The 25,204-nt window shown below is 72.2% G+C and carries 21 protein-coding genes; 13 read left to right on the top strand and 8 right to left on the bottom strand.

Annotated features, from left to right (window positions below):
• Positions 1–33: 33 nt before the first annotated feature.
• Positions 34–453: a YbjN domain-containing protein gene (locus tag IEZ13_RS02960; protein WP_229794415.1), complete on the bottom strand. Its 420-nt coding sequence runs from the start codon at positions 451–453 to the stop codon at positions 34–36.
• Between the two features lie 86 nt (positions 454–539).
• Between IEZ13_RS02960 and IEZ13_RS02955 the strand changes: the two genes are divergently transcribed.
• A complete protein-coding gene (locus tag IEZ13_RS02955; protein WP_183216372.1) occupies positions 540–3,056 on the top strand; it encodes a DNA translocase FtsK in 2,517 nt (838 codons plus the stop codon).
• Here the strand turns inward: IEZ13_RS02955 and IEZ13_RS02950 are convergent.
• Together IEZ13_RS02950 and IEZ13_RS02945 are read right to left on the bottom strand one after the other, a co-directional pair.
• On the bottom strand, positions 3,001–3,486 hold the full coding sequence (locus IEZ13_RS02950) for a DUF3291 domain-containing protein (RefSeq protein WP_183216370.1): 486 nt from the start codon (positions 3,484–3,486) through the stop codon (positions 3,001–3,003). The genes IEZ13_RS02955 and IEZ13_RS02950 overlap by 56 nt on opposite strands.
• Positions 3,487–3,517: 31 nt before the next feature.
• Entirely contained in the window at positions 3,518–4,159 is a 642-nt protein-coding gene (locus tag IEZ13_RS02945) for a helix-turn-helix transcriptional regulator (protein ID WP_183216368.1), read from the bottom strand.
• A gap of 88 nt (positions 4,160–4,247) precedes the next feature.
• On the opposite strand from IEZ13_RS02945, the gene rimO reads away from it, so the two are divergent.
• The 6 genes from rimO (at position 4,248) to pspM (ending at position 9,230) form a co-directional block, all read left to right on the top strand.
• A complete protein-coding gene (gene rimO, locus IEZ13_RS02940; RefSeq protein ID WP_183216366.1) occupies positions 4,248–5,705 on the top strand; it encodes a 30S ribosomal protein S12 methylthiotransferase RimO in 1,458 nt (485 codons plus the stop codon).
• The gene (pgsA, locus tag IEZ13_RS02935) at positions 5,702–6,292 is read left to right on the top strand and encodes a CDP-diacylglycerol--glycerol-3-phosphate 3-phosphatidyltransferase (RefSeq protein WP_183216364.1); all 591 of its coding nucleotides are present in this window, start codon (positions 5,702–5,704) and stop codon (positions 6,290–6,292) included. Before rimO ends, pgsA begins: the two co-directional genes overlap by 4 nt.
• Before the next feature lie 16 nt (positions 6,293–6,308).
• Positions 6,309–6,800: a CinA family protein gene (locus IEZ13_RS02930; protein WP_183216362.1), complete on the top strand. Its 492-nt coding sequence runs from the start codon at positions 6,309–6,311 to the stop codon at positions 6,798–6,800.
• A 159-nt stretch (positions 6,801–6,959) separates the two neighbouring features.
• The gene (locus IEZ13_RS02925) at positions 6,960–7,334 is read left to right on the top strand and encodes a helix-turn-helix domain-containing protein (protein ID WP_183216360.1); all 375 of its coding nucleotides are present in this window, start codon (positions 6,960–6,962) and stop codon (positions 7,332–7,334) included.
• A 237-nt stretch (positions 7,335–7,571) separates the two neighbouring features.
• On the top strand, positions 7,572–8,432 hold the full coding sequence (locus IEZ13_RS02920) for a PspA/IM30 family protein (protein WP_183216358.1): 861 nt from the start codon (positions 7,572–7,574) through the stop codon (positions 8,430–8,432).
• Between the two features lie 27 nt (positions 8,433–8,459).
• Positions 8,460–9,230 carry a phage shock envelope stress response protein PspM gene (gene pspM / locus IEZ13_RS02915; protein ID WP_183216356.1) on the top strand — a complete coding sequence of 257 codons (771 nt, stop codon included), beginning with the start codon at positions 8,460–8,462 and terminating at the stop codon, positions 9,228–9,230.
• Between the two features lie 4 nt (positions 9,231–9,234).
• Here the strand turns inward: pspM and IEZ13_RS02910 are convergent, their stop codons facing one another.
• On the bottom strand, positions 9,235–10,023 hold the full coding sequence (locus IEZ13_RS02910) for an Fpg/Nei family DNA glycosylase (RefSeq protein WP_183216354.1): 789 nt from the start codon (positions 10,021–10,023) through the stop codon (positions 9,235–9,237).
• A 60-nt stretch (positions 10,024–10,083) separates the two neighbouring features.
• On the opposite strand from IEZ13_RS02910, the gene IEZ13_RS02905 reads away from it, so the two are divergent.
• Positions 10,084–10,821, top strand: a complete 738-nt coding sequence (locus IEZ13_RS02905; protein WP_183216352.1) for an N-acetyltransferase — start codon at positions 10,084–10,086, stop codon at positions 10,819–10,821.
• Between the two features lie 136 nt (positions 10,822–10,957).
• Here IEZ13_RS02905 and IEZ13_RS02900 read toward each other — a convergent pair whose 3' ends face one another.
• The gene (locus IEZ13_RS02900) at positions 10,958–11,746 is read right to left on the bottom strand and encodes an SAM hydrolase/SAM-dependent halogenase family protein (RefSeq protein ID WP_183216350.1); all 789 of its coding nucleotides are present in this window, start codon (positions 11,744–11,746) and stop codon (positions 10,958–10,960) included.
• A gap of 73 nt (positions 11,747–11,819) precedes the next feature.
• On the opposite strand from IEZ13_RS02900, the gene IEZ13_RS02895 reads away from it, so the two are divergent.
• Entirely contained in the window at positions 11,820–12,749 is a 930-nt protein-coding gene (locus IEZ13_RS02895; RefSeq protein WP_183216348.1) for an LLM class F420-dependent oxidoreductase, read from the top strand.
• Positions 12,750–12,933: 184 nt separating this feature from the next.
• On the opposite strand, the gene IEZ13_RS02890 is transcribed toward IEZ13_RS02895, so the two are convergent.
• Positions 12,934–17,484: an ATP-dependent helicase gene (locus IEZ13_RS02890; RefSeq protein ID WP_423243931.1), complete on the bottom strand. Its 4,551-nt coding sequence runs from the start codon at positions 17,482–17,484 to the stop codon at positions 12,934–12,936.
• Positions 17,485–17,626: 142 nt separating this feature from the next.
• Between IEZ13_RS02890 and IEZ13_RS47820 the strand changes: the two genes are divergently transcribed.
• The gene (locus IEZ13_RS47820; RefSeq protein ID WP_372441806.1) at positions 17,627–20,698 is read left to right on the top strand and encodes a serine/threonine-protein kinase; all 3,072 of its coding nucleotides are present in this window, start codon (positions 17,627–17,629) and stop codon (positions 20,696–20,698) included.
• Positions 20,699–20,710: 12 nt separating this feature from the next.
• Here the strand turns inward: IEZ13_RS47820 and leuE are convergent, their stop codons facing one another.
• Together leuE and IEZ13_RS02875 are read right to left on the bottom strand one after the other, a co-directional pair.
• On the bottom strand, positions 20,711–21,364 hold the full coding sequence (gene leuE, locus IEZ13_RS02880; RefSeq protein WP_183216346.1) for a leucine efflux protein LeuE: 654 nt from the start codon (positions 21,362–21,364) through the stop codon (positions 20,711–20,713).
• 47 nt (positions 21,365–21,411) lie between these two features.
• Positions 21,412–22,650 carry a bifunctional pyridoxamine 5'-phosphate oxidase family protein/GNAT family N-acetyltransferase gene (locus IEZ13_RS02875; RefSeq protein ID WP_183216344.1) on the bottom strand — a complete coding sequence of 413 codons (1,239 nt, stop codon included), beginning with the start codon at positions 22,648–22,650 and terminating at the stop codon, positions 21,412–21,414.
• Between the two features lie 59 nt (positions 22,651–22,709).
• Between IEZ13_RS02875 and IEZ13_RS02870 the strand changes: the two genes are divergently transcribed.
• From IEZ13_RS02870 to IEZ13_RS02860, 3 genes are all read left to right on the top strand, one after another.
• Positions 22,710–24,056, top strand: coding sequence for an aminotransferase class I/II-fold pyridoxal phosphate-dependent enzyme (locus tag IEZ13_RS02870; protein WP_183216342.1), 1,347 nt, complete (start codon positions 22,710–22,712; stop codon positions 24,054–24,056).
• Between the two features lie 85 nt (positions 24,057–24,141).
• On the top strand, positions 24,142–24,804 hold the full coding sequence (locus IEZ13_RS02865) for a UdgX family uracil-DNA binding protein (protein ID WP_183216340.1): 663 nt from the start codon (positions 24,142–24,144) through the stop codon (positions 24,802–24,804).
• A 35-nt stretch (positions 24,805–24,839) separates the two neighbouring features.
• A complete protein-coding gene (locus IEZ13_RS02860) occupies positions 24,840–25,040 on the top strand; it encodes a DUF3046 domain-containing protein (RefSeq protein WP_183216339.1) in 201 nt (66 codons plus the stop codon).
• Positions 25,041–25,204 lie beyond the last annotated feature (164 nt).

Here is a 25,204-nt window from a genome sequence, read left to right as displayed (position 1 = left end):
CCGTGACCCGGCATCCGATCGGGGTCCTCGTGCTCAGCGCGGGGACCCCGATTTCAGTTCGCCCAGCGCCTCGCCGAGACGGCACCCGGTCGCGATGCCGCAGAGCAGCACCTGATCGAGTTGCTCGACGGTGGCGCCGTGTTCCCAGTCGCTGGTCACCTCGCCCACCACGATGGCCTGGCCGTCGTCGGTGACCTGCACGTACGCCTTCGGCCAGAGCTGGTCGCGGTTCCAGGTGTTGCAGAACTCGTACAGCTTCGGGACCTCACCGACCGGGAAGACGTGCTGCATCATGGCCCGCACCTGGAGGATCTCCTTCCGCTCACCGAGGCGGAAGAAGTAGATGAGGTTGTTCTGGAAGTTGCCGGCGATGTCACCGTCGGCATCGACGAAGTAGGAGAAGCCTCGTTTGTCCAACGCGGCTTTGATCATGTCGTTGCTGAGAGGTTGCACCTTGCGATGGTAAATGCCGGGAAAGTGAAAAGCAGTCACGGTGCGCCTTCTCGAAGGATCGCCCGGCCACCGCTACGGTGACATCCATGGCGGGCCGAACTCCTCCGGCGGGCCGGAGCCGCGCCGCGTCCACAACCCGGGGCGCGGCGGTCAACCGTGCCCGTCAGCCGGCGCGCAAAGCCACCGGCAAGACGACCGCGCGTAAGACTCCCACACGGCGCCCCGCGGTCCGGAAGCAACCACCGGCCGTCGGGCCCGGCCTGGCCCGTGGCCTCGGCGCCCTCTGGATGGGCCTGGCCGGCGGGGTGGGCTGGCTGGCCCGTGGCGCCGGACGGCAGGCCGCCACCGCCCGGAGCATCGCGCCCGAGCACCGCCGGGACGGCGCGGGCCTCTTCATGCTCGGCGCCGCCATCCTGATCGCGGTCGCGGTCTGGGCGGGCAGCGCCGGGCCGGTCGGGGTCTGGGTGGCCGACATGGTGCGGCTCTTCCTGGGCAGCCTGGCCGTGCTGCTGCCGCTGCTGCTCCTCTTCGGCGCGATCCGGCTGATGCGGGAGCCGGCCGACCCGGAGCATCGCGGCCGGACCCTGGTCGGCTGGACGGCGATCATTGTGGCCACCGCGGCGCTGCTGCACATCTCCGGACCCGAGGTCGAAAAACCCGAGGTGGGGCAGGCCGGCGGACTGCTCGGCTTCGGCATCGGCGGCCTGCTGGAGCGGGCCGTCACGGCGTGGGTGGCCGTCCCCCTGCTGTTGCTGCTCTTCGTCTTCGGCCTGCTGGTCATCACCGCGACGCCGATCGCCAAGGTCCCGGAGCGGGTGGTGCTCCTGCTCGACCTGGTCTCCGGGCGCTCCGGCAAGCACACGCCGCGCCCGTCGCTGGACCTGGACGACGACCCGGACGACGAGGAGGAGCCGCCCGCGAAGCCGCGCCGCCCCGCCCGGCGCCGCCAGGCCACGATGGCCGAGCCTCCGCCGCCCCTCGATCAGGAACCGCCGGACGACTTCGACGAGGAACTCATCCTGCACGACACGGTGGCCCTGCCGAAGCTGCCGAAGACCCGGAAGAAGCCGCCGCCCGAGCACTCGCCGGCGCCCACCCGGGCCGAGCAGTTGGAGATCTCGGCGGTCAAGGGCGACTACCGGCTGCCGCCGCCGAACCTGCTCGCCACCGGCGCCCCGCCGAAGGCCCGCAGCCGCGCCAACGACGAGATCATGGCCGCGCTGACCGGTGTCTTCGACCAGTTCAACGTGGACGCCGTGGTCACCGGCTTCACCCGCGGCCCGACCGTCACCCGGTACGAGGTGGAGATCGGCCCCGGCACCAAGGTCGAGCGGATCACCCAGCTCTCCCGCAACATCGCCTACGCCGTGAAGTCGCCGGACGTGCGGATCCTCAGCCCGATCCCGGGCAAGAGCGCGGTCGGCGTGGAGATCCCGAACACCGACCCGGAGAACGTCTCGCTCGGCGACGTGCTGCGCTCCCGGGCGGCCACCGGCGACCACCACCCGATGCTGGTGGCGCTCGGCAAGGACATCGAGGGCGGGTTCGTCACGGCGAACCTCGCCAAGATGCCGCACATCCTGATCGCGGGCGCCACCGGCGCCGGTAAGAGCTCCTGCCTCAACTCGCTGCTGGTCTCGCTCCTGACCCGGGCGACGCCGGACGAGGTCCGCCTGCTGCTGGTCGACCCCAAGCGGGTGGAGATGACCGCCTACGAGGGCATCCCGCACCTCGTCACGCCGATCATCACCAACCCGAAGAAGGCCGCGGACGCCCTGGAGTGGGTGGTCCGCGAGATGGACATGCGCTACGACGACCTCGCCGCGAACGGGGTCCGCCACATCGACGACTTCAACCGCAAGCTCCGCAGCGGCGAGATCAAGCCGCCGCCGGGCAGCGAGCGGGAGATGAAGCCCTACCCCTACCTCCTGGTGATCATCGACGAGCTGGCCGACCTGATGATGGTCGCCCCGCGCGACGTGGAGGACTCGGTCGTCCGGATCACCCAGCTGGCCCGGGCCGCCGGCATCCACCTGGTGCTGGCCACCCAGCGCCCGTCGGTCGATGTGGTCACCGGCCTGATCAAGGCGAACGTGCCGTCCCGCCTGGCCTTCGCCACCTCCTCGCTCGCCGACAGCCGGGTCATCCTGGACCAGCCCGGCGCCGAGAAGCTGCTCGGCCGCGGTGACGGCCTCTTCCTGCCGATGGGCGCCTCGAAGCCGGTCCGCATTCAGGGCGCCTGGGTCGACGAGAAGGAGATCGCGGCGGTCGTCGAGTTCTGCCGGAACCAGCGCGAGCCGGAGTTCCGTGAGGGCGTCACCGACGCGCCGCCCAGCAAGAAGAAGGAGATCGACGAGGAGATCGGCGACGACCTCCAGTTGCTGATCCAGGCGATCGAGCTGGTGGTGACCAGTCAGTTCGGCTCGACCTCGATGCTCCAGCGCAAGCTGCGCGTCGGTTTCGCCAAGGCGGGCCGGCTCATGGACCTGATGGAGACCCGCGGGATCGTCGGCCCCTCCGAGGGCTCGAAGGCACGCGATGTGCTGGTCAAGCCGGACGAGCTGGAAGAAGCTCTGGCCGCTCTGCGGGTGGGCGGGGACTGAACGTCTGCCGGAAGGTGAACGCCTCCGGCCCGGGCCCTTCCGTGGACAGCCGGTGGATGCGCTTCAGGCCCTCCTGGAGGCTCGGGATGTGGCCGGCCTCCACCCACCACAGCACCAGCGCCGAGCCGCCGGGCACGAACCAGTCGCGGCGCTGGCGCAGGTAGTCGAGGTGGGCCGACTGGTACACGTACGCCCGGAGATGCTCCAGCGACTCCCACACCGACATCGTGGCGATCACGGCGGGATCGCGTGGGCCCGGCAGGGTGGCCTCGTCGACGTCCTCCTCCTTGAGCCGCCAGACGAAGCCTGGCGAGCGGTCGGCCAGCTCGTTCATCAGATCGAGGCCGGCCACGAACTCGGCGACGGACGGGTCTTCCAGCGGGGCTCTCAAGCGGGCGACATTCATCTGGGCCAGGTGGAAGTCGGTCATGCGTCCACCTCACCAGTCCCACCATCTAATGTCAATCAGATTTGTTTTTACAGAGGGTCACGCAGCACCGGCCGGGCGCCGGGTCCATCCGCGCGGTCCACCCGGAGCCCGCCACCATGCCGTCGATGAGCGCCAGGTTCATCCCGCAGATCAGGGGTGGGAACTCCTCGGCGAGCCGGTGGAAGGGGCAGTTCCGCAGCTCGATCCGGTCCGGCCCGGCGACCGGGGAGTAGCCCCGCACGGCGAGGGCCGCGGCCGGGTCGCTCGCCGGCTCCCGCCGGCCCTGCTCCCGGGCCACCTCGTAGAGGGCCTGATCGGCGCCGCTGCGGTCCACCGCCTCGGCGAGCATCTCCGCGGCGTCGCGATAGGCGCGCGGCGGCACACTGACCGAGTGCTCCCAGGGCACCACCCGGTACAGCTTGGCGGGCCGCCCGGCGCCCGGCCCGCTGCGGCCGGTCCGGCGGGCGTAGGAGACCTCGAGCAGCCCGGCGTCGACCAGCTTGTCGAGATGGAAGGCGGCCAGGGTACGGCCCACGCCGAGCGTGTCGGCCACCTCGTCGCGGCCGACCGGCTCCGGCCCGCCGTCGGCCACCGCCTGGTACGCCGAGCGCCGCACCCCATCGCTCAGCGCCGTCACCGCGGCGAGATCGTCCCAGTTCTCCGAGGTCGTCACCGGGCAATCGTATTGTCAATCGCGTTTGGCGCTAGAAGCTGGACGAGCGGAGGAACGACCACGCCGGGCTGCCCGGTAACCTTGGCGGGTGTCTGGAACCTCTCCCACCCGCCGTGTCGCGCTACTGACGCTGGGCTGCGCCCGTAACGAGGTCGACTCGGAAGAGCTGGCCGCCCGCCTCGACGCCGGCGGCTGGGAGGTCGGCACCGACGCCGAGGGCGCGGACGTGGTCGTCGTCAACACCTGCGGTTTCGTCGAGAAGGCGAAGCAGGACTCGATCGACACGCTGCTCGCCGCGGCCGACACCGGCGCCAAGGTGGTCGCCGCCGGCTGCATGGCGGAGCGCTACGGCAAGGAGCTCGCCGACAACCTCCCCGAGGCGAACGCGGTGCTCGGCTTCGACGACTACACCGACATCACCGACCGGCTGGAGAGCGTGCTGCGCGGCGAGAGCCTGGACGCGCACACCCCCCGCGACCGCCGTGAGCTGCTCCCGATCACCCCGGTGAAGCGGCAGGCCGCCAAGGTGGTCGTCCCCGGTCACGCGACCGTCGACGAGCACACCCCGGCCCACCTGCGCAAGGTGCTGCGCCGCCGGCTCGACACCGGCCCGGTGGCCTCGCTGAAACTGGCCAGCGGCTGCGACCGGCGCTGCGCGTTCTGCGCGATCCCGGCGTTCCGCGGCGCCTTCGTCTCCCGCGACCCGCAGGAGCTGCTCGCCGAGGCCGAGTGGCTGGCCAAGACCGGCGTCCGCGAGCTGGTGCTGGTCAGTGAGAACAGCACGTCGTACGGGAAGGATCTGGGCGACCCGCGCCTGCTGGAGAAGCTGCTGCCCCAGCTGGCCGCGGTCGACGGCATCGTCCGGGTGCGGGCCAGCTACCTGCAACCCGCCGAGACCCGTCCCGGTCTGGTCGAGGCGATCGCCACCACGCCCGGCGTGGCCGCCTACTTCGACCTGTCGTTCCAGCACTCCAGCGAGCCGGTGCTGCGCCGGATGCGGCGGTTCGGGTCCACCGAGCGCTTCCTCGAGCTGCTCGACTCGGCGCGGAAGCTGGCGCCCGGGGCCGGCGCCCGGAGCAACTTCATCGTCGGCTTCCCCGGCGAGACCAGGCAGGACGTGGACGAGCTGGTCCGCTTCCTCACCGAGGCCCGGCTCGACGCCATCGGCGTCTTCGACTACAGCGACGAGGACGGCACCGAGGCCGCCGGCCTGGACCGCAAGGTGAGCGACGCCACCATCAAGCGGCGGTACGACCGGGTCGTCGCGCTCGCCGAGGAGCTGTGCGCCCAGCGCGCCGAGGACCGGATCGGCGACACCGTCGAGGTGCTGATCGACGCGATCGACGGCGACGAGATCGAGGGCCGCGCCGAGCACCAGGCGCCCGAGGTGGACGGCTCGACCAGCCTGGTCACCGGCGACGCCGGGGTGGACCTGTCGATGCTGCGCCCCGGCGACCTGGTCCGGGCGAGGGTCACCGGCACCGAGGGTGTGGACCTGATCGCCGTCCCTGTCGAGATGATCTCGGCCGCCCCGGTGACGCGGTGACCGACGAGCCGGTTCCGGCTCCGGCGGCGCGGGTGGTGTCGCTCTACAACGCCGCCAACGCGCTGACCGTCGTCCGGATCGTGCTCGTACCGGTCTTCCTGTTCCTGGTCGTCGTCTCCGAGATGACCCGGCCGGACTGGCGGATCGCGGCCTGCCTCGCCTTCTGCATCGCTTCGGCGACCGACTTCGCGGACGGCTGGATCGCCCGGCGCTGGTCGCTGGTCACCTCGTTCGGCAAGATCGCCGACCCGATCGCGGACAAGGCGCTCACCGGCACCGCCCTGGTCCTGCTCTCGTTCTACGGCGCACTGCCCTGGTGGGTGACGGTGGTCATCCTGGTCCGTGAGTGGGGCGTGACCGCGCTGCGGTTCTGGGTGATCCGGTACGGCGTTATCCCGGCCTCCCGGGGTGGCAAGCTCAAGACCGGGCTGCAGACCGTCGCCATCGCGTGGTATCTGTGGCCGGTGCCGGAGCCGTTCCACCTCGTCGGGGTGGTGCTGATGGGCGCCGCGCTGGTGGTCACCGTGGTGACCGGGGCCGACTACGTGGTCCAGGCGCTGCGGTTGCGGCGGGGCGCTGTCTCCTAGGGGTCGGGAGGACCGGATGGACATCTCGGTGGCGGCCGCAGCGGCCGTGCACGCGCTGGTGGAGCGGCGGCAGACGGTGGCGACCGCAGAGTCGCTCACCGGTGGTCTGGTGGCCGCGACGATCGTCGAGATCCCCGGGGTGAGCGCCGTCTACCGGGGCGGACTGGTGGTCTACGCGACCGAGCTCAAGGCGCGGCTCGCCGGCGTACCGGAAGGGTTGCTGGCGGAGCGGGGCCCGGTCGACGGTGACGTGGCCGCCGCGCTGGCCGAGGGCGCCCGGGAGCGTTGCGGCGCGGACTGGGGCCTGGCCACCACCGGCGTCGCGGGCCCGGAGCCGCAGGACGGCAAGCCGGTCGGGCTGGTGTTCGTGGCGGTCGCCGGCCCCTCGGAGACCCGGGTGCGTGAGCTGAAACTGGACGGGAACCGGGCGGCCGTCCGTACCGAAAGTGTGACGGCCGTCCTTCAATTGCTGACCGACTCTCTCCGTTCCGCGTCGACTGCGGCCTGAGCTGGGGTTACGCCCCCTACCGCACCTGTTGTCCCGGTTCTGCCGTGGGCCTAGGGGCCAGGGAATTCGGCGGGGTGGGATGTCGGGGCGGCTCGGGCCAGGTACGGTTGCGGGAAGCCTCCGGCGTATGCTGGCGGCGAGCTCGCAGGAGGAGGTGCCATGGTCCTGCTACGCCGCGTTATCGGCGACGCTCTTCGTGCGCGCCGGCAGGGGCAGCACCGCACGCTGCGCGAGGTGTCGACCGCCGCAAACGTCAGCCTGGGCTATCTGTCCGAGATCGAGCGTGGTCAGAAAGAGGCGTCCAGCGAGCTGCTCGCGGCCATCTGCGACGCGCTCGGCGCCCGCCTCTCCGAGTTGCTCAGCGAGGTCAGCAGCACGCTGTCCCTGGCGGAGAACATGGAGGGTGTGCTGGTTCCGGTCGACGGTCAGACGACCGAAGGGGACGTCTCCGTCTCCGTGCGCAAGGATTCCCCGCTGAAGACCACGCTGCACGCGACCCGCAAACCGAAGCGGGACATCGTCTACGCCGCCTGATCATCATGACGCGATCGGCCGGGCCGTCCCAGGGGACTGCCCGGCCTGTTTCGTGTGCGGGTTCGGCGCCTCGCTCTGGCCCCTCAGGGAGGCGTAGCCTCGATGCCAGGGGAGACCCTGAGATCCCCCGGAGGACCCGTGACGCCAGTGGCGTCCGGCTGTCACGATGGGTTTCGCGTCATCCTCGACACGAGGGCTGACGCGTCCGGCAGAGCGACATTGAGGGGACACCACGAGATGGCGAATCCGTTCGTCAAGGGCTGGCATTACATGATGGCGCTCTTCGGCGCGAAGATCGACGAGTACGCCGATCCGAAGGTCCAGATCCAGCAGGCCATCGAGGATGCTCAGCGCCAGCACCAGGCCCTCGTGCAGCAGGCCGCGGCCGTCATCGGCAATCAGCGGCAGCTCGAGATGAAGCTGTCCCGGCAGATGTCCGAGGTCGAGAAGCTGCAGGGCATGGCCCGTCAGGCGCTCGTCCTCGCCGACCGCGCCCGGGCCGCAGGTGACGAGGCCGAGGCCCAGAAGTACGAGTCGACCGCGCAGACCCTGGCCACCCAGCTGGTCTCCGGCGAGCAGTCGATGGAGGATCTCAAGACCCTCCACGACCAGGCGCTCGCCGCCGCCGGGCAGGCCCGCAAGGCGGTCGAGAACAACGCGATGGTCCTCCAGCAGCGCATCGCCGAGCGCTCCCGGCTGCTCAGCCAGCTCGAGCAGGCCAAGATGCAGGAGACCGTGGCCAAGTCGCTGGAGTCGATGTCGCAGCTCGCGGCGCCGGGCAACACCCCGTCGCTGGACCAGGTGCGCGACAAGATCGAGCAGCGGTATGCGAATGCCATGGGCCGTGCCGAGCTGGCCGCCAACTCGGTCGAGGGCCGCATGCTCGAGGTGCAAAAATCCAGCCTGGACCTGGCCGGCGCGTCCCGCCTGGAGCAGATCCGGGCCAGCATGGCGGGGGAGAAGCTGGGCGGCGCCGCCGATCGCCCGGCCGTCGAGCAGCCCGCCACCTCGGCCGCAGATCCGGCCGGTGTGGCCCGTCTCGACGAGATCCGGGCGAGCCTCAACCAGAAGCGGGGCGACACCACCGCTGCCGGCTGAGCGACGACGACGGGGAGGGGAGCGACGGTGGACGACCGGAGCAGGTATTTCCGGCGGCTCAAACGGCTGCGGGGTTCCGCACGCCGGTGGAGTGTGCTCGGTGGAGGCCTGACCGCGGCGGCCGCCGTCCTCACTCCGTATGCGGGGATAGGCGTCGCCGACGCGGTCTGGGCGGCGGCCGCCGGATCCTCGGTGATGCTCGCCTGGTGGCGCTGGAGCGACCACCGTGAGCTGGCCGCCCAGCCGGCGCCGGCGCCCAGCCTGCCGGAGACCCGGCTCGCCGCGGCGCTCGAGCGGTTCCCGGCCGGGCGGACGGTGGTGCAGGAGGTGCGCCGCCAGAAGAACCGGTTCGCGCTGCGCGGCTCGGTCATCGCCGACTCGTGGGACCGGCTGGAGCGCGCGTCACAGACGATGGCGGGGCTGGCCGGGCGGCTGACCGGCGAGGGCGAGGCCGCGGTGCGGGAGGCGGCCACCGCCGAGCGGTGGCTGCGTGACCTCGGCCAGCGGGCGGCCAGCGTCGAGCGGGCCATCCCGCTCGGGCAGGGCGGCCGGCGCGACGCGCTCGTGGAGTCGCACGCCGGGCTCGCCGAGCAGTTCAGCGAGGGCGTCGAGGCGTTCGAGGCGCTGGTCGCGGCCGCCGCCAGCTACGTCGCGGAGGACGGTCAACCGCTCGTCGACACCCGCCATCCGGCGTATTTCAGTCTGGTCGACGCGGCCGACCGGTTGCGCGGCATCGCCGAGGGGCTGGCCGAGTTGCGGACCAGCGAATTCCGCACCCCACCCGCGGCGGCCGGCTGACCCGTCACGGCTCCGGCTGGCAGCGCGGGCACCAGTAGGTGACGCGTTCGTCCTGTTCGGCCTTGCGGATCGCGGTGGCACAGCGGCGGCACGGCTGGGCGCGACGACCGTACACATAGTTGGTCTCGCCTTTGCGCAGCGATCCGGTGGTGGTCTGCGTCCAGCGGCCGCGGTTGGCGGCGACCAGCTTCTGCGCCAGCTCGACAGTGCCGGTCAGGTCGGTTACGCGTGCGACCGGGGTCCATGGCCACAGCCCGCGCAGGAACAGCGTCTCCGCCTTGTAGAGGTTGCCCACCCCGGCCAGATTCCGCTGGTCCAGCAGCGCCTCGGCGATCGTGGCCGAGGGCTTCGCGGCGATCCGGCGGACCGCCTCGGCCGGATCCCAGTCGGCGCCGAGCAGATCCGGCCCGAGATGCCCGACCAGACGGTCCTCCTCGGCGGTCGGGATCAGCGTCACCTCGTGCAGGTGGTACCCGACGGCCACCGAGCGGGCGGTGCGCAACACCACCCGGATCAGGTGCGCTGGGCGGCCGGTCCAGCGTTCCCGGGGCGCGTAGGCCCGCCAGGCGCCGTCCATCCGCAGGTGCGAGTGGAGCGTGTGCGGCGGCCGCCCGTCCCGGGTCAGGCGCAGCAGCAGGTGCTTGCCCCGGCTCGCGGACTCGGCGACGGTCCAGCCGGTGAGGTCGGTGGTCGCGAGCCGCGGCACCCGGAAGTCGGAGCCGGTCAGCACCTCGCCGGTGAGCGCCTTCTCCAGCACGCGGGCGGTGTTCCAGACGGTGTCCCCTTCCGGCATGCCCACCATTCTTGACGAAAATCGGGTGACCGGACCGGGGTGGGCTGGCATCCTGCCCGCATGCAACTCGACATCGCCCCGATCGGGGACCGGCTGGACCTCTACGACGAGCTCGCCGGAGGCTGGCCCGAGTTCATGACCAAGGATCCGACCGGTGGCCTCTACTACCGGTATTCCGACCAGTTCTGGCCCACGTTCTCGCTGCTCGCGGTGGACAAGGAGACCGGACGGGCGGTCGCGAAGGCGCATTCGGTGCCGTTCGCCTACGACGGGGATCCGGCCGAGGGGCTGCCCGAGGGCGGCTGGGACTGGGTGATCCGCCAGGCCCTCCACGACCACCTCAGCGGCACGAAACCCACCATGGTCTCGGCCCTGGAGATCAACATCCGGCCCGATCTGCGCGGGTCCGGCCTCTCCGGCCTGATGCTCGCGGCGATGCGTGACAACGCGGCCGAGCACGGCTTCACCGACCTGGTCGCGCCGGTCCGGCCCAGCGGCAAGCACGCTCAGATCAGACAACCCATCGATGTGTACGCCCACGCGACCCGTGACGACGGACTGCCCGTCGACCCGTGGCTGCGGGTGCATGTGCGCGCCGGGGCGAAGATCGTCAACGTGGCGCACTACAGCATGACCTACGCCGGGACGCTGGAGCAGTGGCGATCCTGGACCGGGCTGGCCTTCGACGCCACCGGGCCGGTCGAGGTGCCGGGCGCCCTGTCCCCGATCCACTGCGACGTGGAGCAGGATCACGCCGTCTACGTCGAGCCCAACGTCTGGGTCCACCACCGCATCTGACCAGCCCCGCCCGGACCACCGATCTCCGCCCGGTGGGGCCTCGCGGGCGGGACCCCGCGGGTGCTCGCGTAGTGCGGCGGGACTGGGCTTCTGCGGTTGGGGGCGGTTTGTCCCGTACCGGAAAGGGTCTGCCTTTTTATCGGGCGGCGATACGGACCATGTCGCCGGGGACCACCGAGAGAAGGACCACGGCGCGGCCGTTGTTGACCGCGATCGCGACCCGGTCCGCGGAGTCGGCGAAGACGAGCAGCTCACCCACGTTGACGTCGGCGAAGGTCGCGCCGCGCCGGGCCCGGACGCCGCCGTTGACCATGAGCTCGGTGCCGAGGCCGGAGAGCGCGGAGCCGTCGGCGGCCAGCTGGACGTTGCCGAACCGGTCGACCGTCAGGACCTCGGCCTCGATCCAGCCGTCGCCGATGGTGACCACCGGGTCCGGCAGGCGGGTCAGGCTGGACGGGTTCACCGCCGGGCCGGCCTCCGCGGGATCGGCGCCCGCCGCCAGCCGGGCCGCGACCGGGGCGAAGAGATCCCGGCCGTGGAAGGTGCGGGAGACGTCGCCGAGCATCCAGTCCTTGTTGTCCAGCTCGTAGGCCGCGGTGATGCCGCCGAGCGCCTCGGCGGCCCAGATGAGCAGACCGTTGTCCGGGCCGACGAGCAGGCCGTTCGGCGTGGCGAGGACCACGCCGCGGCGGGCCGTGCCGACGCCCGGGTCGACGACCGCGAGATGCACCGAGGGCGGCAGGTAGGGCGCGGTCTGCGCCAGGACCGCGGCGCCCCGGGTGACATCGGCCGGCGGCACGTGATGAGTGACGTCGATCACCCTGGTGTCGGGAGAGACGCGGGCGATCGATCCATGGCAGGCGGCTACGAAGCCGTCAAAAGTGCCGTAATCGGTCGTGAAGCTGATCCATCCATAACCGCCCATGGTGGTCAACGTTACTGCCTGTCGTTGTCCGGAGCGGGGTGGGCGCGCCGGAGTGTCGTGGCAGTGTGGATCTATGCGTCTCGTGATCTTCACCGAACCCCAGCAGGGCGCCACCCACGACGATCTCCTGCGGGTCGCCAAAGCCGCCGAGGACGGCGGATACGACGGATTCTTCCGCTCCGACCACTATCTCAAGATGGGCGATGTGTCCGGTCTGCCCGGTCCCACCGACGCGTGGATCACGCTCGCCGCCCTGGCCGTGCAAACCTCCCGGATCCGGCTCGGCACGCTGGTCAGCTCGGCCACCTTCCGCCTGCCCGGCCCACTGGCGATCGCGGTCGCCCAGGTGGACGCGATGAGCGGCGGCCGGGTCGAGTTCGGCCTCGGTGGAGGCTGGTTCGAGGCGGAACACCGGGCGTACGGCATCCCCTTCCCCACGATCGGCGAACGCTTCGACCGGCTCGAGGAACAACTCGAGATCATCACCGGGCTGTGGGAGACGCCGGCCGGCGCCACCTACGACTTCGACGGCAAGCATTACCAGATCAGCGGCTCTCCGGCGCTGCCCAAGCCGGTGCAGTCACCACGGGTGCCGGTCATCGTCGGTGGCCACGGCAAGAAGCGCACCCCGTACCTGGCGGCGCGGTACGCCACCGAGTTCAACGTCCCGTTCTCCAAGATCTCGGACATCCCGGCCCAGTACTCGCGGGTTCGCGCCGCCGCCGAGGCCCTCGGCCGGACCGAACCGCTCACCTACTCGGCCGCCGCGGTCCTCTGCGTCGGGCGTGACGACGCCGAGATCCGCCGCCGGGCCGCCGCGATCGGCCGCGACGTCGAGGAGATGCGCGAGAACGGCGGCATCGTCGGCACCCCCGCCGAGGCGGTCGAGACCATCGGCCGGTACGCGGAGGCGGGCGCCTCGCGTCTGTTCCTGCAGGTGCTGGACCTGTCCGACCTCGATCACATCGACCTGGTGGCGTCCGAGGTCGCTGCGCGGCTCTGACCCGGTCGTGTTCTCGCCCCTCGCGGCGTGCGGCTCTGGCCTGGTCGTGCTGTTGCCCCTTGCGGCGTGCGGCTCTGACCCGGTCGTGTTCCCGCCCCTTGCGGCGTGCGGCTCTGACCCGGTCGTGTTCCCGCCCCTTGCGGCGTGCGGTTCTGGCCTGGTCGTGCTGTTGCCCCTCGCGGCGTCAGGCGCGTAGGCGCAGGCCGCGAGGGGTTACACGGAAACCGGCCGTGGTCAGAGCCTCCCGCAGCGGGGAGGCGTGGACCGACTCGCCGTCGGCGCGTTCCACCGACAGCGCGCCCAGGGCACCGGAGCGCACCGCGCCGGCCAGGCCCTGGGCGGCCCTGGTCAGCGTCTCCGTGTCGTCGGTGAAGGACAGCAGGGTCCGGCCGCCGCGTTCGACATAGAGGATCAGGTCTCCGCCGACCGTGACGACCAGGGCGCCCGCCTTCCGGCCGGCGCGGTGGCCGGCCTTGGCGACCGGGTTGCCGTCGCCGCTGTCGACGACCCGCTCCGGCCAGGGCAGCGCCGCCCCGAACGGATTGGCGGGATCGGTGGCCGCCAGCACCACGGCGGACACGACGGCCCGGCGGTCCTGCTCGGCCGGCTCACTCAGCGCCCGCAGCCGGTCCACCGCGCCGGGCACCGCGAACTGGGCCGCCCCCAGACCCTCGACGAAATAGCCCCGCCGGGCCGCCCCGCGCTCCTCCAGCGCCGCCAGCACCGGGTAGACCGCCGCGAAACCGCCGCTCACCCCCTCGGCCACGGCCGCGCCCCGGGTCACCACGCCGTGCCGCTCCAGCAGCAGATCGGCGACGGCCGCCGCACGCCGGGTCGGGTCGAGATCCCGCTCCGGCAGCCGGGACCAGCGACCCGCCATGTTCGGCGGCCCACCCCGGGCGGGCAGGCGTGGCCGGCCGGGCCGCCCATACCTCGTCCGGGCGGGCGTCGCCTTCGCCCGATGGGCTCCGCTGCCACCGAGCAGCCCCCGCAGCGGGGCGAACGTGTCGTTGGTCAGATGACCGGCCCACACCAGATCCCACACCGCCGCCGAGAGCTCGGTGTCGTCGGCCGAGCCGACCCGGTCGGCGAGGGACCGGAAGAACATCGCCTGCCCGTCACCGAGAGCATCGAGCACCGCCTGATGCAGCGGGGTCGCCGCGAACTCCTCGTCGGGTGGTGGCAGCAGCAGCGGGGCACTCTCCGCATAGGCCAGCGTGACCCAGCCGTCGCCCCCGGCGATCGAACCGGACCCGGCCCACACCACCTCACCGGCCCCGCACAACTCGTCCAGCAGCGGCGGTGCGTAATCGGACACCCGGGCCGGCAGCACCAGACGCTCCCATGCGGACGCCGGCACCGCGACGCCCTGCACCTGCTCGATGGCGGCGGCCAGCGCGTCCACGCCACGGCCCGACCCACCCACCTGCTGCCACCTCGGCAGGAAGGAGGCGAGCACCCGCGGCGGGACCGGCTCGATCTCCCGGCGCAGCGCCGCCAGCGAGCGTCGCCGCAGCATCCGGAGCACCTCGGCGTCGCACCACTCGCTGCCCGCGCCGCCCGGCGAGAACTCGCCCGAGGTGACCCGGCCGGCCGCACTGAGCCGCTTGAGCGCCTGCTCCACGACGAAGACCCCGAGACCGAACCGGGCCGCGCAGGTGGCCGCCGCGAACGGCCCGTGCGTCCGCGCGAACCGTGCCACCAGGTCGCCGAGCGGGTCGGCCACGGGTTCCAGGAACGCCTCGGGAACACCGACCGGCAGCGCCACACCCAGCGCGTCCCGGTAGCGGCCGGCGTCGTCGATGCCGATCCAGCGCTCCTCGCCGGCCACCCGCACCCGGATCGCCCGCCGGGCCGCGGCCAGTTGCTCCAGCCACTCCTCCGGAACACCGCGCACCGCCAGCTCCGACGGCGCCAGGTCACCGAGGAGCCGCAGCAGCTCGGCCGCGTCCTCGGCGTCACGCGGGGTGCGCTGGGCGGTCAGCCACTGCAACTGGGCCTCGGTCTCCGCGACCACCTCCGGGTCCAGCAGCTCCCGCAGGTCGACCCGGCCGAGCAACTCGCCCAGCAGGGTCGAGTCGAGGGTGAGCGCGGCGGCACGGCGCTCGGCCAGTGGGGCGTCCCCCTCGTACAGGAAGGCGCCGACATAGCCGAAGAGCAGCGACCGGGCGAACGGCGACGGCCGTGCCGTCTCCGCCTCGACGAGCCGGACCTTACGCCCGGAGATCTCCCGCATCAGGCCGACCAGGCCCGGCACGTCGAACACGTCCTGGAGGCACTCGCGGGCCGCCTCCAGGGTCACCGGGAAGTCAGCGAACTCGCGGGCCACGTCGAGCAGCTGCGCGGAACGCTGCCGCTGCTGCCATAGCGGCTGCCGGCGGCGTGGATCGCGGCGGGGCAGCAGCAGCGACCGGGCCGCGCACTCCCGGAACCGGGACGCGAACAGCGCCGACGTGCCGACCGACTCCTCGACGATCTGCGCGATCTCCTCCGGATCGAAGGCGACCAGGTCGATGCCGGGCGGCTCCTCGGCGGTGTCCGGCAGGCGCACCACGATGCCGTCGTCGGAGGGCATCACCTGACCGTCCACCCCGAACCGCTCGCTGAGCCGGCGCCCGATCGCCAGTGCCCACGGCGCGTTGACCCGGGCGCCCAGCACACAGTGCACGGTCATCCGCCAGTCACCCAGCTCGTCGCGGAACCGCTCCACCACCACGGTCCGGTCGTCCGGCAGATGGCGGGTCGCCTCCCGTTGCTCGCGCAGGTACGCGATCAGGTTGCCGGCCGCCCACTCGTCCAGACCCGAGTCGTGCAGCTCGGTGGTGGCCCTGTCGTCGCCGGCCCGGGTCAGCGCGCGCAGCCGGGCACCGATGGCCCGGCCCAGCTCGACCGGCCGGCCGGGGGAGTCACCCTTCCAGAACGGCATCCGGGCGGGCGCTCCGGGCGCAGGCGAGACGAGCACCCGGTCCGGTGTGATGTCCTCGATCCGCCAGGACGTCGAGCCGAGCAGGAAGACGTCGCCGACGCGAGACTCGTACACCATCTCCTCGTCCAGCTCACCGACCCGGGAAGCGCGCTCCGAACCGGCCAGGAAGACCCCGAAGGCGCCCCGGTCGGGGATCGTGCCGCCGCTGGTCACGGCCAGGCGCTGGGCGCCGGGACGCCCGGTGAGCTGATCGGTGGTGCGATCCCACACCAGGCGGGGGCGCAGCTCGGCGAAGGCGGTCGACGGGTATCGCCCGGAGAGCATGTCGAGCACCGCGTGCAGCGCCGACGACGGCAGCTCGGCGAACGGCGCGGCCCGCCGCACCAGCGTGGCGAGGTCGTCGACCTGCCACTCGTCCAGCGCGACCATGGCCACGATCTGCTGGGCGAGCACGTCGAGCGGGTTGCGCGGGCAGCGCAGCTCCTCGATCGCGCCGGCGCCCATCCGCTCCGCGACCACGGCACAGGACAACAGGTCGCCGCGATGCTTCGGGAAGACCACACCGCGGGAGACCGCGCCCACCTGGTGGCCGGCACGGCCGATGCGCTGCAGGCCGGCCGCGACCGACGGGGGCGCCTCGATCTGCACCACCAGATCCACCGCGCCCATGTCGATGCCGAGCTCCAGGCTGGATGTCGCGACCACGGCCGGGAGATGCCCGGACTTGAGTGCCTCCTCGATCTGTTTGCGCTCCTCGCGGGAGACGCTGCCGTGATGGGCACGGGCGACGACCGGTGGCGCGCCACGTGTGCCGCCGGCCTGAGCCATGATCTCCGCGGGCATCCGCGAGCCGGCGGGGACCTGCGCCGCCGCCGGATCGGCGCGCTCGGCGGCCAGCTCGTTGAGCCGGGCGCAGAGCCGCTCCGAGCCGCGCCGCGAGTTGGTGAACACGATCGTCGACCGGTGCGCCTCGATCAGGTCGAGGACCCGCTCCTCGACGGCCGGCCAGATCGACGGCGTGCGCCGGCCGCCGCCCGGCTCGTCCGGATCCGGATCGGGCAGCTCGTCGAGACGGGTCATGTCCTCCACCGGGACCTCGACCAGCACCTCGATCGTCTTGGCGCTGCGCGGCTGGACGACCTCCACATCCTGGGCGCCGCCGAGGAACCGGGCCGTCTCGTCGATCGGGCGCACGGTGGCGGACAGGCCGATCCGCTGGGCCGGGCGGTCGAGAAGCGCGTCCAGCCGCTCCAGGGAGAGGGCCAGATGCGCGCCGCGCTTGGTGGCGGCGACCGCGTGCACCTCGTCGATGATCACCGTCTGGACGCCGCGCAACGACTCCCGCGCGGCCGAGGTGAGCAGCAGGAACAGTGACTCGGGCGTGGTGATCAGAATGTCCGGCGGGGTCCGTGTGAAGCCACGCCGCTCCTCGGCCGGAGTGTCGCCCGTCCGCATCCCGACGGTGATCTCCGGAGGCGGCAGCCCCAGCCGCCCGGCCGCCTGCCGGATCCCGGTGAGCGGGGCGCGCAGGTTGCGCTCGACATCGACGGCCAGCGCCTTCAGCGGGCTCACATAGAGCACCCGGCATCGCTGCCGGGGCTGCTCGGGGACCGGCTCACGGGCCAGCCGGTCGAGCGACCAGAGGAAGGCGGCCAGCGTCTTGCCGGACCCGGTCGGCGCGACCACCAGGGCGTTACGCCCCGCGCCGACCGCCCGCCACGCCCCGGCCTGAGCGGCGGTGGGCGCGGCGAAGGCGGCCGTGAACCACTCCCGGGTGGCCGGACCGAACCTCTCTAGCACCTCTCGCACGCCTCACATCCTGCCCTGGGGGTACGACAGAAAACCGCCCTCCCGGTCCAGCGGGAAACCGCACGCGGGGGGCGGGTGATCGTCGTTCCTTGGGCGGTCTGTGGCTGATTATCCTGATACCCGACTTGATGGGTGGGTGCCGATGGCGGTCAGGCAGATGCTTGTCGCCGGCCGGTACCGTCTCCTGGAGCCGGTCGGCGCCGGTGGCATGGGGCGGGTCTGGCTGGCCCGGGACGAGATGCTCCACCGCGAGGTAGCCGTCAAGGAGATCGTTCCGCCGGACTGGATGACCGGTGCTGAAAAGGATCGTCTGCGTTCCCGGACCCTTCGCGAGGCGCGGAGCGCGGCCCGTCTCAACCACCCCCACGTGGTCCGGATCTACGACGTCGTACACGCCGAGGGGCTGTCCTGGATCGTCATGGAGTACGTGCAGTCCCGGTCGCTCCAACAGGTGCTTCACGAGGAGGGGCCGTACGAGCCGGCGGTGGCCGCGCGGATCGGCCTGGCCGTCCTGGACGCCCTCGCCGCGGCGCACCGGGCCGGGGTCCTGCACCGCGACGTGAAGCCGCACAACGTGCTCATCGGGACCGACGGGCGGGTGGTGCTGACCGATTTCGGTCTCGCGACGTTCGTCGACGACGGGTCGGTGACCGCCCCCGGCCTGATCGTCGGTTCGCCCCAGTACGTGTCGCCGGAGCGGGCCCGCGACGGCGCCTCCACCGTCGAATCGGATCTGTGGTCACTGGGAGCGACCCTGTACGCGGCCGTCGAAGGGCGGTCGCCCTACGCCCGTGAGACGGCGATGGCGACCCTTGCGGCACTCGCCACGGAACCTCCGGACCCGCCGGTCCGTGCCGGCCCGCTGGCATCGGTGCTCGACGGCCTCCTCCGATACGAACCGGCCACCCGCCTGACGGTTCCGGAGGTCGAGCGGCGGCTGCGCATGATCGTGTTCGAGGACCCGCGGGAAAAGATCCCGTTCCTGCCCGGCCAGCGAGACGGCCGGCGGCCGCGCGGGACGACCGGGCCGGGACCCGTACCGGAGGCCGGGCCGGGATCCCCGCACGCGGCCGGGTCTCCGGCGCGGCCGCACCGGGGGACGGCCCCGGTGGCCGGACGGTCGTCTCCACATGCGTCTCCGGCGGCCGCCGCGCCGGAGACGGGAACGCACATCGGGCGGCCGCGGTCCTCGCCCGATCCGGTTCGGAGAGCCACGGGCGCCGCCCCGGTCCCGCCCTCCGACGGTGCCCCGTCGCCGGGCGCCGCCCTGGTCCCGCCCTCCGACGGTGCGCCGTCGCCGGGCGACGCGCGGATGCCGCCGTCGGGGCCGCCGCCGAACGTCGCGGCGCCCTCGTCCGGCCTGTCCCCGAACGTCGCGGCGCCCTCGTTCGGCTCGTCGCCGAACGTCGTCACCAGGGTGGCGTCGTCCGGGCCGTCGCCGGATGCTGCGGGTGAGCGGTCGTCCCAGGCGTCTTCGCCGGGCTCGCCCACCGCGGTTCCGCAAACGCCCGGTGGCTTCGCCGCCGGGCGTCCGGGCCCATCCGCCTCCGACAAGGCAGGGCCGGTGCCGGATCCCTCCGCGGCCGGAGGACATCCACCCTCTTCGGCGGAGGGTGTTCGAAGCGTGCCGAGCACTCCCGGCACCGGCACCCATCGAGGCGACGCGCCGGGTCCTGCGGCATCGATTCCAGCGGTACCAGACGCCAAGCTCCCCCGGATCGACCCGTCGGCCGAGGGCCGGGCCGACGCCGCCGCGTCAGGTGGCCGGCCCGATCTCATCCTGGGCAACCCTTCCGGATCGCCGGGCCGCGCGCCTGTTCCGAGTGATCCGTCCCGCTCGCGCGGCGAGAAGCCTTCGGCGCCGGTTCAGGCGTCGTCCCTTTCGCGCGGCGAGGTGTCCCCGGCGCCGGTTCAGGCGTCGTCCCCCGCGACGGCCCGCAAGCCGGACTCGTCCGGCCCACCCCCGGGGTTGGATCCTCCCGCGGCAGCCGCGGGCAGGCCGGGAACGGCCGCGCGCGATCCGGAGGCGGACCGGGACGACGTCTCCGAATCCGCCATGGCAGGCACGAGACTGGAGCTTTGGCAGTCAACAGCGCCGTCCGGCGCGCCAGCCGCCGGAGCGCGCTTGCCGGATGGGCGTCCCGCCGGTGAACCGGCCGGCCGTCAGGCCACGGATCCGCTGCCCTCCGATCCGGCGAAGCCGAAGACCTCCCGCCTCCCGCCCGCAGCGGGCACGGCCGTCGTCCGCGCGGCCTCGGGCGGCACGACGAGCGGGCCGTCAAACCCACACCCCACCCGATCGGTACGGGCGACGCAGGCCCGGATCACCGTCACCGCGCTGGTCATGCTGGCGCTCGGCGGCAGTCTGTTCGCAGGCTATGTGGCCGACCGTAACGAGCCCCGCGCTCAGGTCTTCCTCCCTTCCCCGTCGACCGTGACGGAGTCGCTGGTGACGAGCACGCCATCACCCACCGTCCCGGGACCGCCCGCCGAAGCCCCGGTTCCCCAGACCGCCCCGGCATCCCGGAGCTCCCCGGCTTCCCAGGTCTCCCCGGCGGAGCCAGCCGGCTCGCCGGCACTCTCGAAACCGGCCACGGCGGTCCCCTCCACCGTGGTCCCCTCCGCGGCGGTGAGTTCGCCGCAGCGGGGAGCCTTCGCATCCGCCCTCTGCGACACGTCACCGCCGAGGGGTCTCCCGGCGACCCCGCGGAAGGGCGCGACCCGGGGCGTCAACGGGTGGACCCTGCCCCCCGGCTGGTCCTACTTCACCGACGGATCCGGCTTTCACATCGCCATCCCCGACGACTGGACCTATCAGCGAATCGGTACGACCTACTGCTTTCGGAACTCCCGGAACTCCCGGGTGCTGAGCCTCGACGCCGGCCAGGATCCCGTCGCCGACCCGGTCCAGGCGTTGCAGGCCGAGGAAGGCCGCCTAGCTGGACCGGGTGGACTGCCCGGCTACACGAGAGTGGGGCTCGAAGCGGTGGCCCTGCTGCACCGGGCTGCCGACTGGGAGTACCGCTACCGAACCCGGGACGGCACCGCCCGGCACGCCATCGTCCGATGGTTCGTGGTCGACGGCCGGGCCTTCGTGCTGAGCTGGACCACCGCGGAGAAGACGTGGACCACGGATCTCGGCAAGCTCCAGATGGTCCGCGGCACCTTCTACGCGGTGGGCGCCACCCGTCACCCGGCTCCGAACCCTTCCTGATCGTGGCGCGTCTCAGCCCACGCTGGCCGTGGCGAGCTTGATCCCGAATCCCACGAACAGCGTGCCCACCGCGGTGGTCGCTCCGGTGGCCAGCCGCCGTCGTTCTCGGAACTGCCCGGCGAGGTAGCGGCCCCCGAAGATCAGCGCGGACAGGTAGAGCGCGCTGAAGAACTGCACGACCGTGCCGAGGACCAGGAACGACAGCTCCGGATGCGGATAGCCGGGCTGAACGAACTGGATGAAGAACGACACGAAGAACAGGATCGCCTTGGGGTTGAGCAGGCTGATCACGGCGGCCCGCCGGAAGGGGCGCTGCATCCCCGCGGGTGGCTCGCCGGTCGGTGCGGGGGCCGGCACGGCGCGGTCGCGCCACCGCCGCCAAGCGCTGCGGATGATGTTGACGCCGACCCAGGAGAGGTACGCCGCCCCCGCGTACTTCAGCACGAGGAAGAGAGCCGGGTAGGCGGCGATCAGCGAGGCGACGCCGGTCGCCGAGAGGATCATGAGCACCGTGTCGCCCAGGAACACGCCACCCGCGGCCTGGTAGCCGGCGCGGACGCCACGCTGGGCACCCACCGAGAGCACGAAGATCGAGTTCGGGCCGGGCAGGAGGATGATGGCCACCACGCCCAGCACGTACGTCCAGAAATCAGTGATGCCGAGCATTGGTCAACCTTTCTCGCCGGAGCGCCCCGGAGTATCGCTGATGGGACTCACCCCGTGGCCAGCCGGTCCCTGAGGCGCTGGGCCGCGGCCGGCCACTCGTCCACCGTCATGGCGAACAGCACGGTGTCCCGCCAGCTGCCGTCGGGCCGCTTGCGCTGACGGCGGATCATCCCGTCACGGCTGGCACCCAGCCGTGCGATCGCCTGCTGGGAACGCTCGTTGCGAACGTCCGTATACCAGAACACGCGTTCGGCGCGGAGCACGTCGAACGCCCGCTCCAGCAGCAGCAGCTTCGCCTCGGTGTTGACCCCGGTCCGCCACCACTTCCGCCCGAGCATGGTGTGACCGATGCCGAGGGCCCGCTGGTTCGTGTCGATGTCGTGGTAGGTCGTCATGCCCATCACCGCGCCGGTGACCGGGTCGATCTGTGCCCAGCCGGAACGCTGGCCCAGCCACTGACCGCGCAGCACACCCGCGACATCCTCGGCCAGGTCCTCCGCCGTGCGCGGCCGGGGGAAGGGGATGTGCCGCCAGACCTCCTCGTCGTCCAGTGCCTCGAACAGGCGCTCGACATGGCCGGGCGTGAGGGGCTCGAGCCGGACGTGCCGGCCCTCCAGCACGACCGGGGTCTGCCACTCCGACGGGGCGCCCGGAAGATATGCCGGCGGGGCGGCCGCGACGCCCGGCTCCGTCACCGGGGGCCCGGCCACCGTCCGCAGCGGCAGGACCCCGGCCCAGTGCGGCAGATCCAGGTCCTCCGGGTCGTCCACGGCGCCGGCGGCCCGGATCCGCACCGACACCTCGACGAGCGGAAGCGCCAGGACTGTCGTCTGAGCGAGCTCCTGGCGGGTGGGTGGCCGGCTGTCCCGGGAGCGGCCGTCACCGACCTTGTCGGCCAGGGCGGACAGCACACGCAGCTTCTCGGCGTCGTCGGTGACCGGCCGCGCGGTCCCGAGAGCGACCACGGAACGATAGTTGGCACTGTGGTTGAACTGCGACCGCGCGTAGACCAGCGCGTCCAGCAGGGTCACGGTCACGCACACCGGGACGCCGTCGCCACGGGCCGCCAGGCCGAGCCGCGCGCCGGTGGAGCCGTGCAGGTAGAGGGTGTCGCCGAGGCGGACGTGCAGGTTGGGCAGCACCCTGGGCTCACCGTCGACCACGAAACCGACCGCGCAGTCGAACGCCTCGTCGAGAATGGCGTGGGCCGTGTCGCGCTCGTAGTGCATCCGCTTCCGGGTGCGTGTGGCCGTCGTACGAGAAGTGGGGGTGTAGAGGTCGGTCATGGTGGCCTCCCCGGCTGTTCCGCTTGCGAATGACCTTGTGCTAGTACAGACTGTTCTCTGTGTCAGCACAGTATCAGGTCAGCGGTGACAGTGCCGCCGAGATTTCGGCCAGCATCGAGGCGGGCATCGTCCGGGGAGACTGGATCGCCGGGGCGGCGTTGCCGCCGGTCCGCGTCCTCGCGGGCTCTCTGCACGTCAGCCCGGCCACCGTGGCCAAGGCCTATCAGGAGCTACGCCAGCGCGGCGTGATCGAGACCGAGGGCCGGCGCGGCACCCGTGTCCGCTCCCGTCCGGCCGTCGCGGTGACGCGGGCGGCTCTGCGCACGCCGGCTCCGCCGGGCCTGCGCGATCTCTCCACCGGAGAGCCGGATCCGCATCTGCTGCCCCCCTTGGCTCCGGCGATCGCCGCGCTCGCGGCGCAAAGCGGCCCGCCGCAGGGGTATGCGTCCGCGGTCACCATGCCGGAGCTGGCCGACGCCGCCCGGCCCCGGCTGCTGGGCGAGGGAATCCCCGTCTCCGGTGCGGTGATCGTGGTCACCTCGGGCGCTCTCGACTCGATCGAGCGGGTCCTCACCGCCCACCTTCGACCAGGCGACGGCGTCGCGATCGAGGATCCCGGGTGGGCCGCCCTGATCGACCTGGTGGCCGCCCTGGGCCTGCGCGCGGTGCCGTTCGCCGTCGATGCCGAGGGGCCCGACCCGGAAGCGCTGGCCGCGGCGTTGCGAGCCGGCGCCCGGGCCGTCGTGATCACCGTCCGCGCGCAGAATCCGACCGGCGCCGCGGTCGGCGCCGAGCGGGCCGTCCGCCTCCGGGAACTGCTGGCCGGCCATCCGGGCGTCGTCGTCATCGAGGATGACCACGCGGCCGAGCTGGCCGAGCATGAGCCGAACTGCATCGGGCCGGTGACCGGCTCCTGGGCGTTCGTCCGGTCCGCCTCCAAGCCCTTCGGACCGGATCTGCGCATCGCCGTGCTCGCGGGTGACGAGACGACCGCGGCCAGGGTGGCCGGGCGGATGCGGATCGGCATGGGCTGGGTGTCGACCGTCCTGCAGCGGCTGCTGCTCCGGCTCTGGCGGGACGAGGCGGCCACCGAGCTGGTCGCGCACGCCGCGAGGACGTACGGGGAACGCCGCCGGGCGCTCCAGGCGGCGCTCCGGGCGGAGGGCGTCGAAGCCTTCGGCGAGACCGGTATCAACGTCTGGGTTCCGGTGCCCGACGAGACTCGGGCGGTCGCGGCGCTTCGCGATCGGGGGTACGCGGTGGCGCCCGGCACCCTCTTCCGGATGGGCTCCCCACCGGGGATCCGCATCACGATCAGCACGCTCGAGCCTGCCGAGGCGACGGAACTGGCCGGGGCGGTGGCGGCCGCGGTCAACCCGGCCGGCGTGGCTCCGCCGATGAGGTGAGGTCTCCGCGGGAAGGATGGAGTGCCGTCATCCGGAAGGGTTGGGCGGTGGGAATTTTGTCGGTGGCTGCGGGTAGAACGGTGCAATGCCATGGACAGAGGCGCCGGTGGGCGCGCAGCGATGGGTGCCGCCGCACCCCCGGAGCATCGACGAGCTGAAGTCGGCCGCGGCGGACTGTCAGGGCTGCGAGCTCCACGAGAACGCGACCCAGACCGTGTTCGGGCGCGGGGCGCCGCACGCGAAGATCGTCTTCGTCGGCGAGCAGCCCGGCGACATCGAGGACCGGCAGGGGCTGCCGTTCGTGGGGCCGGCGGGCCGGCTGCTGCGGGAGGCGGTCGACGACGCCGGCATCGACCCGGCCGATCTCTACATCACGAATTCGGTGAAGCACTTCAGGTTCGAGCTTCGGGGCAACCGGCGGATCCACCAGAACCCGGGGCCCGCCCACATCACCGCCTGCCGTCCGTGGCTGGTCTCGGAGTTCGCGCTGCTCAAGCCGGAGCTCGTGGTCATTCTGGGCGCCACCGCGGGCAAGGCGCTGCTCGGCCCGTCGTTCCGGGTGACCCGGTCACGCGGGCAACTGATGCCATGGCCGGCGTCAGCCCAGCACCCCGAGGACTTCCCGGTGGCCGAGATCCAGGCGCTGGCCACGATCCACCCCTCGGCAGTGCTGCGCGCGGATGATCGCGAGATGGCGTACCGGGGGCTGGTCGACGACCTTCGGGTCGCGGGCGCGGCGGTCGCCTGACGGGCCGGCGACCCGTTCGTGGGTACCCTTTCACGGTGCGCCTGACAGATTTCTGGGAACGCCTGGAGCAGAGTTTCGGGTCCGCCTACGCCCGCAGCATCGCGGCGGATCACGCCTTCACGGAGCTGGGCGGCCGGACCATCGACACGGCCATCGCTCAGGGTGTCGAAACGGCTACCATCTGGCGCGCGGTGGTCGCCGCATACCCCGATCGGGTGCCCATGCGGCTACGCTGAGCTGCTTTAGAACGTCTGTTCGGCGATTCTCTCGATCCTCGTACAGGTGTTCGGCTATTGTCCACAGCGGCTCGGTCATCCACAGCACACGACAGGGCGGAGGATTTTTGTCATACCCACCGCCTACCGTGTCGACCGTGGTGAACAAAAGCTCGTCAGCGAAG

The sequence above is a fragment of the Actinoplanes campanulatus genome, assembly GCF_014647795.1.
GTDB classification, from domain to species: domain Bacteria; phylum Actinomycetota; class Actinomycetes; order Mycobacteriales; family Micromonosporaceae; genus Actinoplanes; species Actinoplanes campanulatus.
The sequence above is the reverse complement of the archived record's forward strand: the minus strand, read 5'-3'. Positions and strand labels throughout refer to the sequence as shown.

What these genes read in the sequence shown, in the direction of transcription:
- IEZ13_RS02955 (WP_183216372.1), top strand. Translation starts at nt 540, where the DNA reads ATGGCGGGCCGAACTCCTCCGGCGGGCCGGAGCCGCGCCGCGTCCACA.
- IEZ13_RS02950 (WP_183216370.1), bottom strand. Translation starts at nt 3,486, where the DNA reads ATGACCGACTTCCACCTGGCCCAGATGAATGTCGCCCGCTTGAGAGCC.
- IEZ13_RS02930 (WP_183216362.1), top strand. Translation starts at nt 6,309, where the DNA reads ATGGACATCTCGGTGGCGGCCGCAGCGGCCGTGCACGCGCTGGTGGAG.
- IEZ13_RS02925 (WP_183216360.1), top strand. Translation starts at nt 6,960, where the DNA reads ATGGTCCTGCTACGCCGCGTTATCGGCGACGCTCTTCGTGCGCGCCGG.
- IEZ13_RS02920 (WP_183216358.1), top strand. Translation starts at nt 7,572, where the DNA reads ATGGCGAATCCGTTCGTCAAGGGCTGGCATTACATGATGGCGCTCTTC.
- IEZ13_RS02910 (WP_183216354.1), bottom strand. Translation starts at nt 10,023, where the DNA reads ATGCCGGAAGGGGACACCGTCTGGAACACCGCCCGCGTGCTGGAGAAG.
- IEZ13_RS02905 (WP_183216352.1), top strand. Translation starts at nt 10,084, where the DNA reads ATGCAACTCGACATCGCCCCGATCGGGGACCGGCTGGACCTCTACGAC.
- IEZ13_RS02900 (WP_183216350.1), bottom strand. Translation starts at nt 11,746, where the DNA reads ATGGGCGGTTATGGATGGATCAGCTTCACGACCGATTACGGCACTTTT.
- IEZ13_RS02895 (WP_183216348.1), top strand. Translation starts at nt 11,820, where the DNA reads ATGCGTCTCGTGATCTTCACCGAACCCCAGCAGGGCGCCACCCACGAC.
- IEZ13_RS47820 (WP_372441806.1), top strand. Translation starts at nt 17,627, where the DNA reads ATGGCGGTCAGGCAGATGCTTGTCGCCGGCCGGTACCGTCTCCTGGAG.
- leuE (WP_183216346.1), bottom strand. Translation starts at nt 21,364, where the DNA reads ATGCTCGGCATCACTGATTTCTGGACGTACGTGCTGGGCGTGGTGGCC.
- IEZ13_RS02875 (WP_183216344.1), bottom strand. Translation starts at nt 22,650, where the DNA reads ATGACCGACCTCTACACCCCCACTTCTCGTACGACGGCCACACGCACC.
- IEZ13_RS02865 (WP_183216340.1), top strand. Translation starts at nt 24,142, where the DNA reads ATGCCATGGACAGAGGCGCCGGTGGGCGCGCAGCGATGGGTGCCGCCG.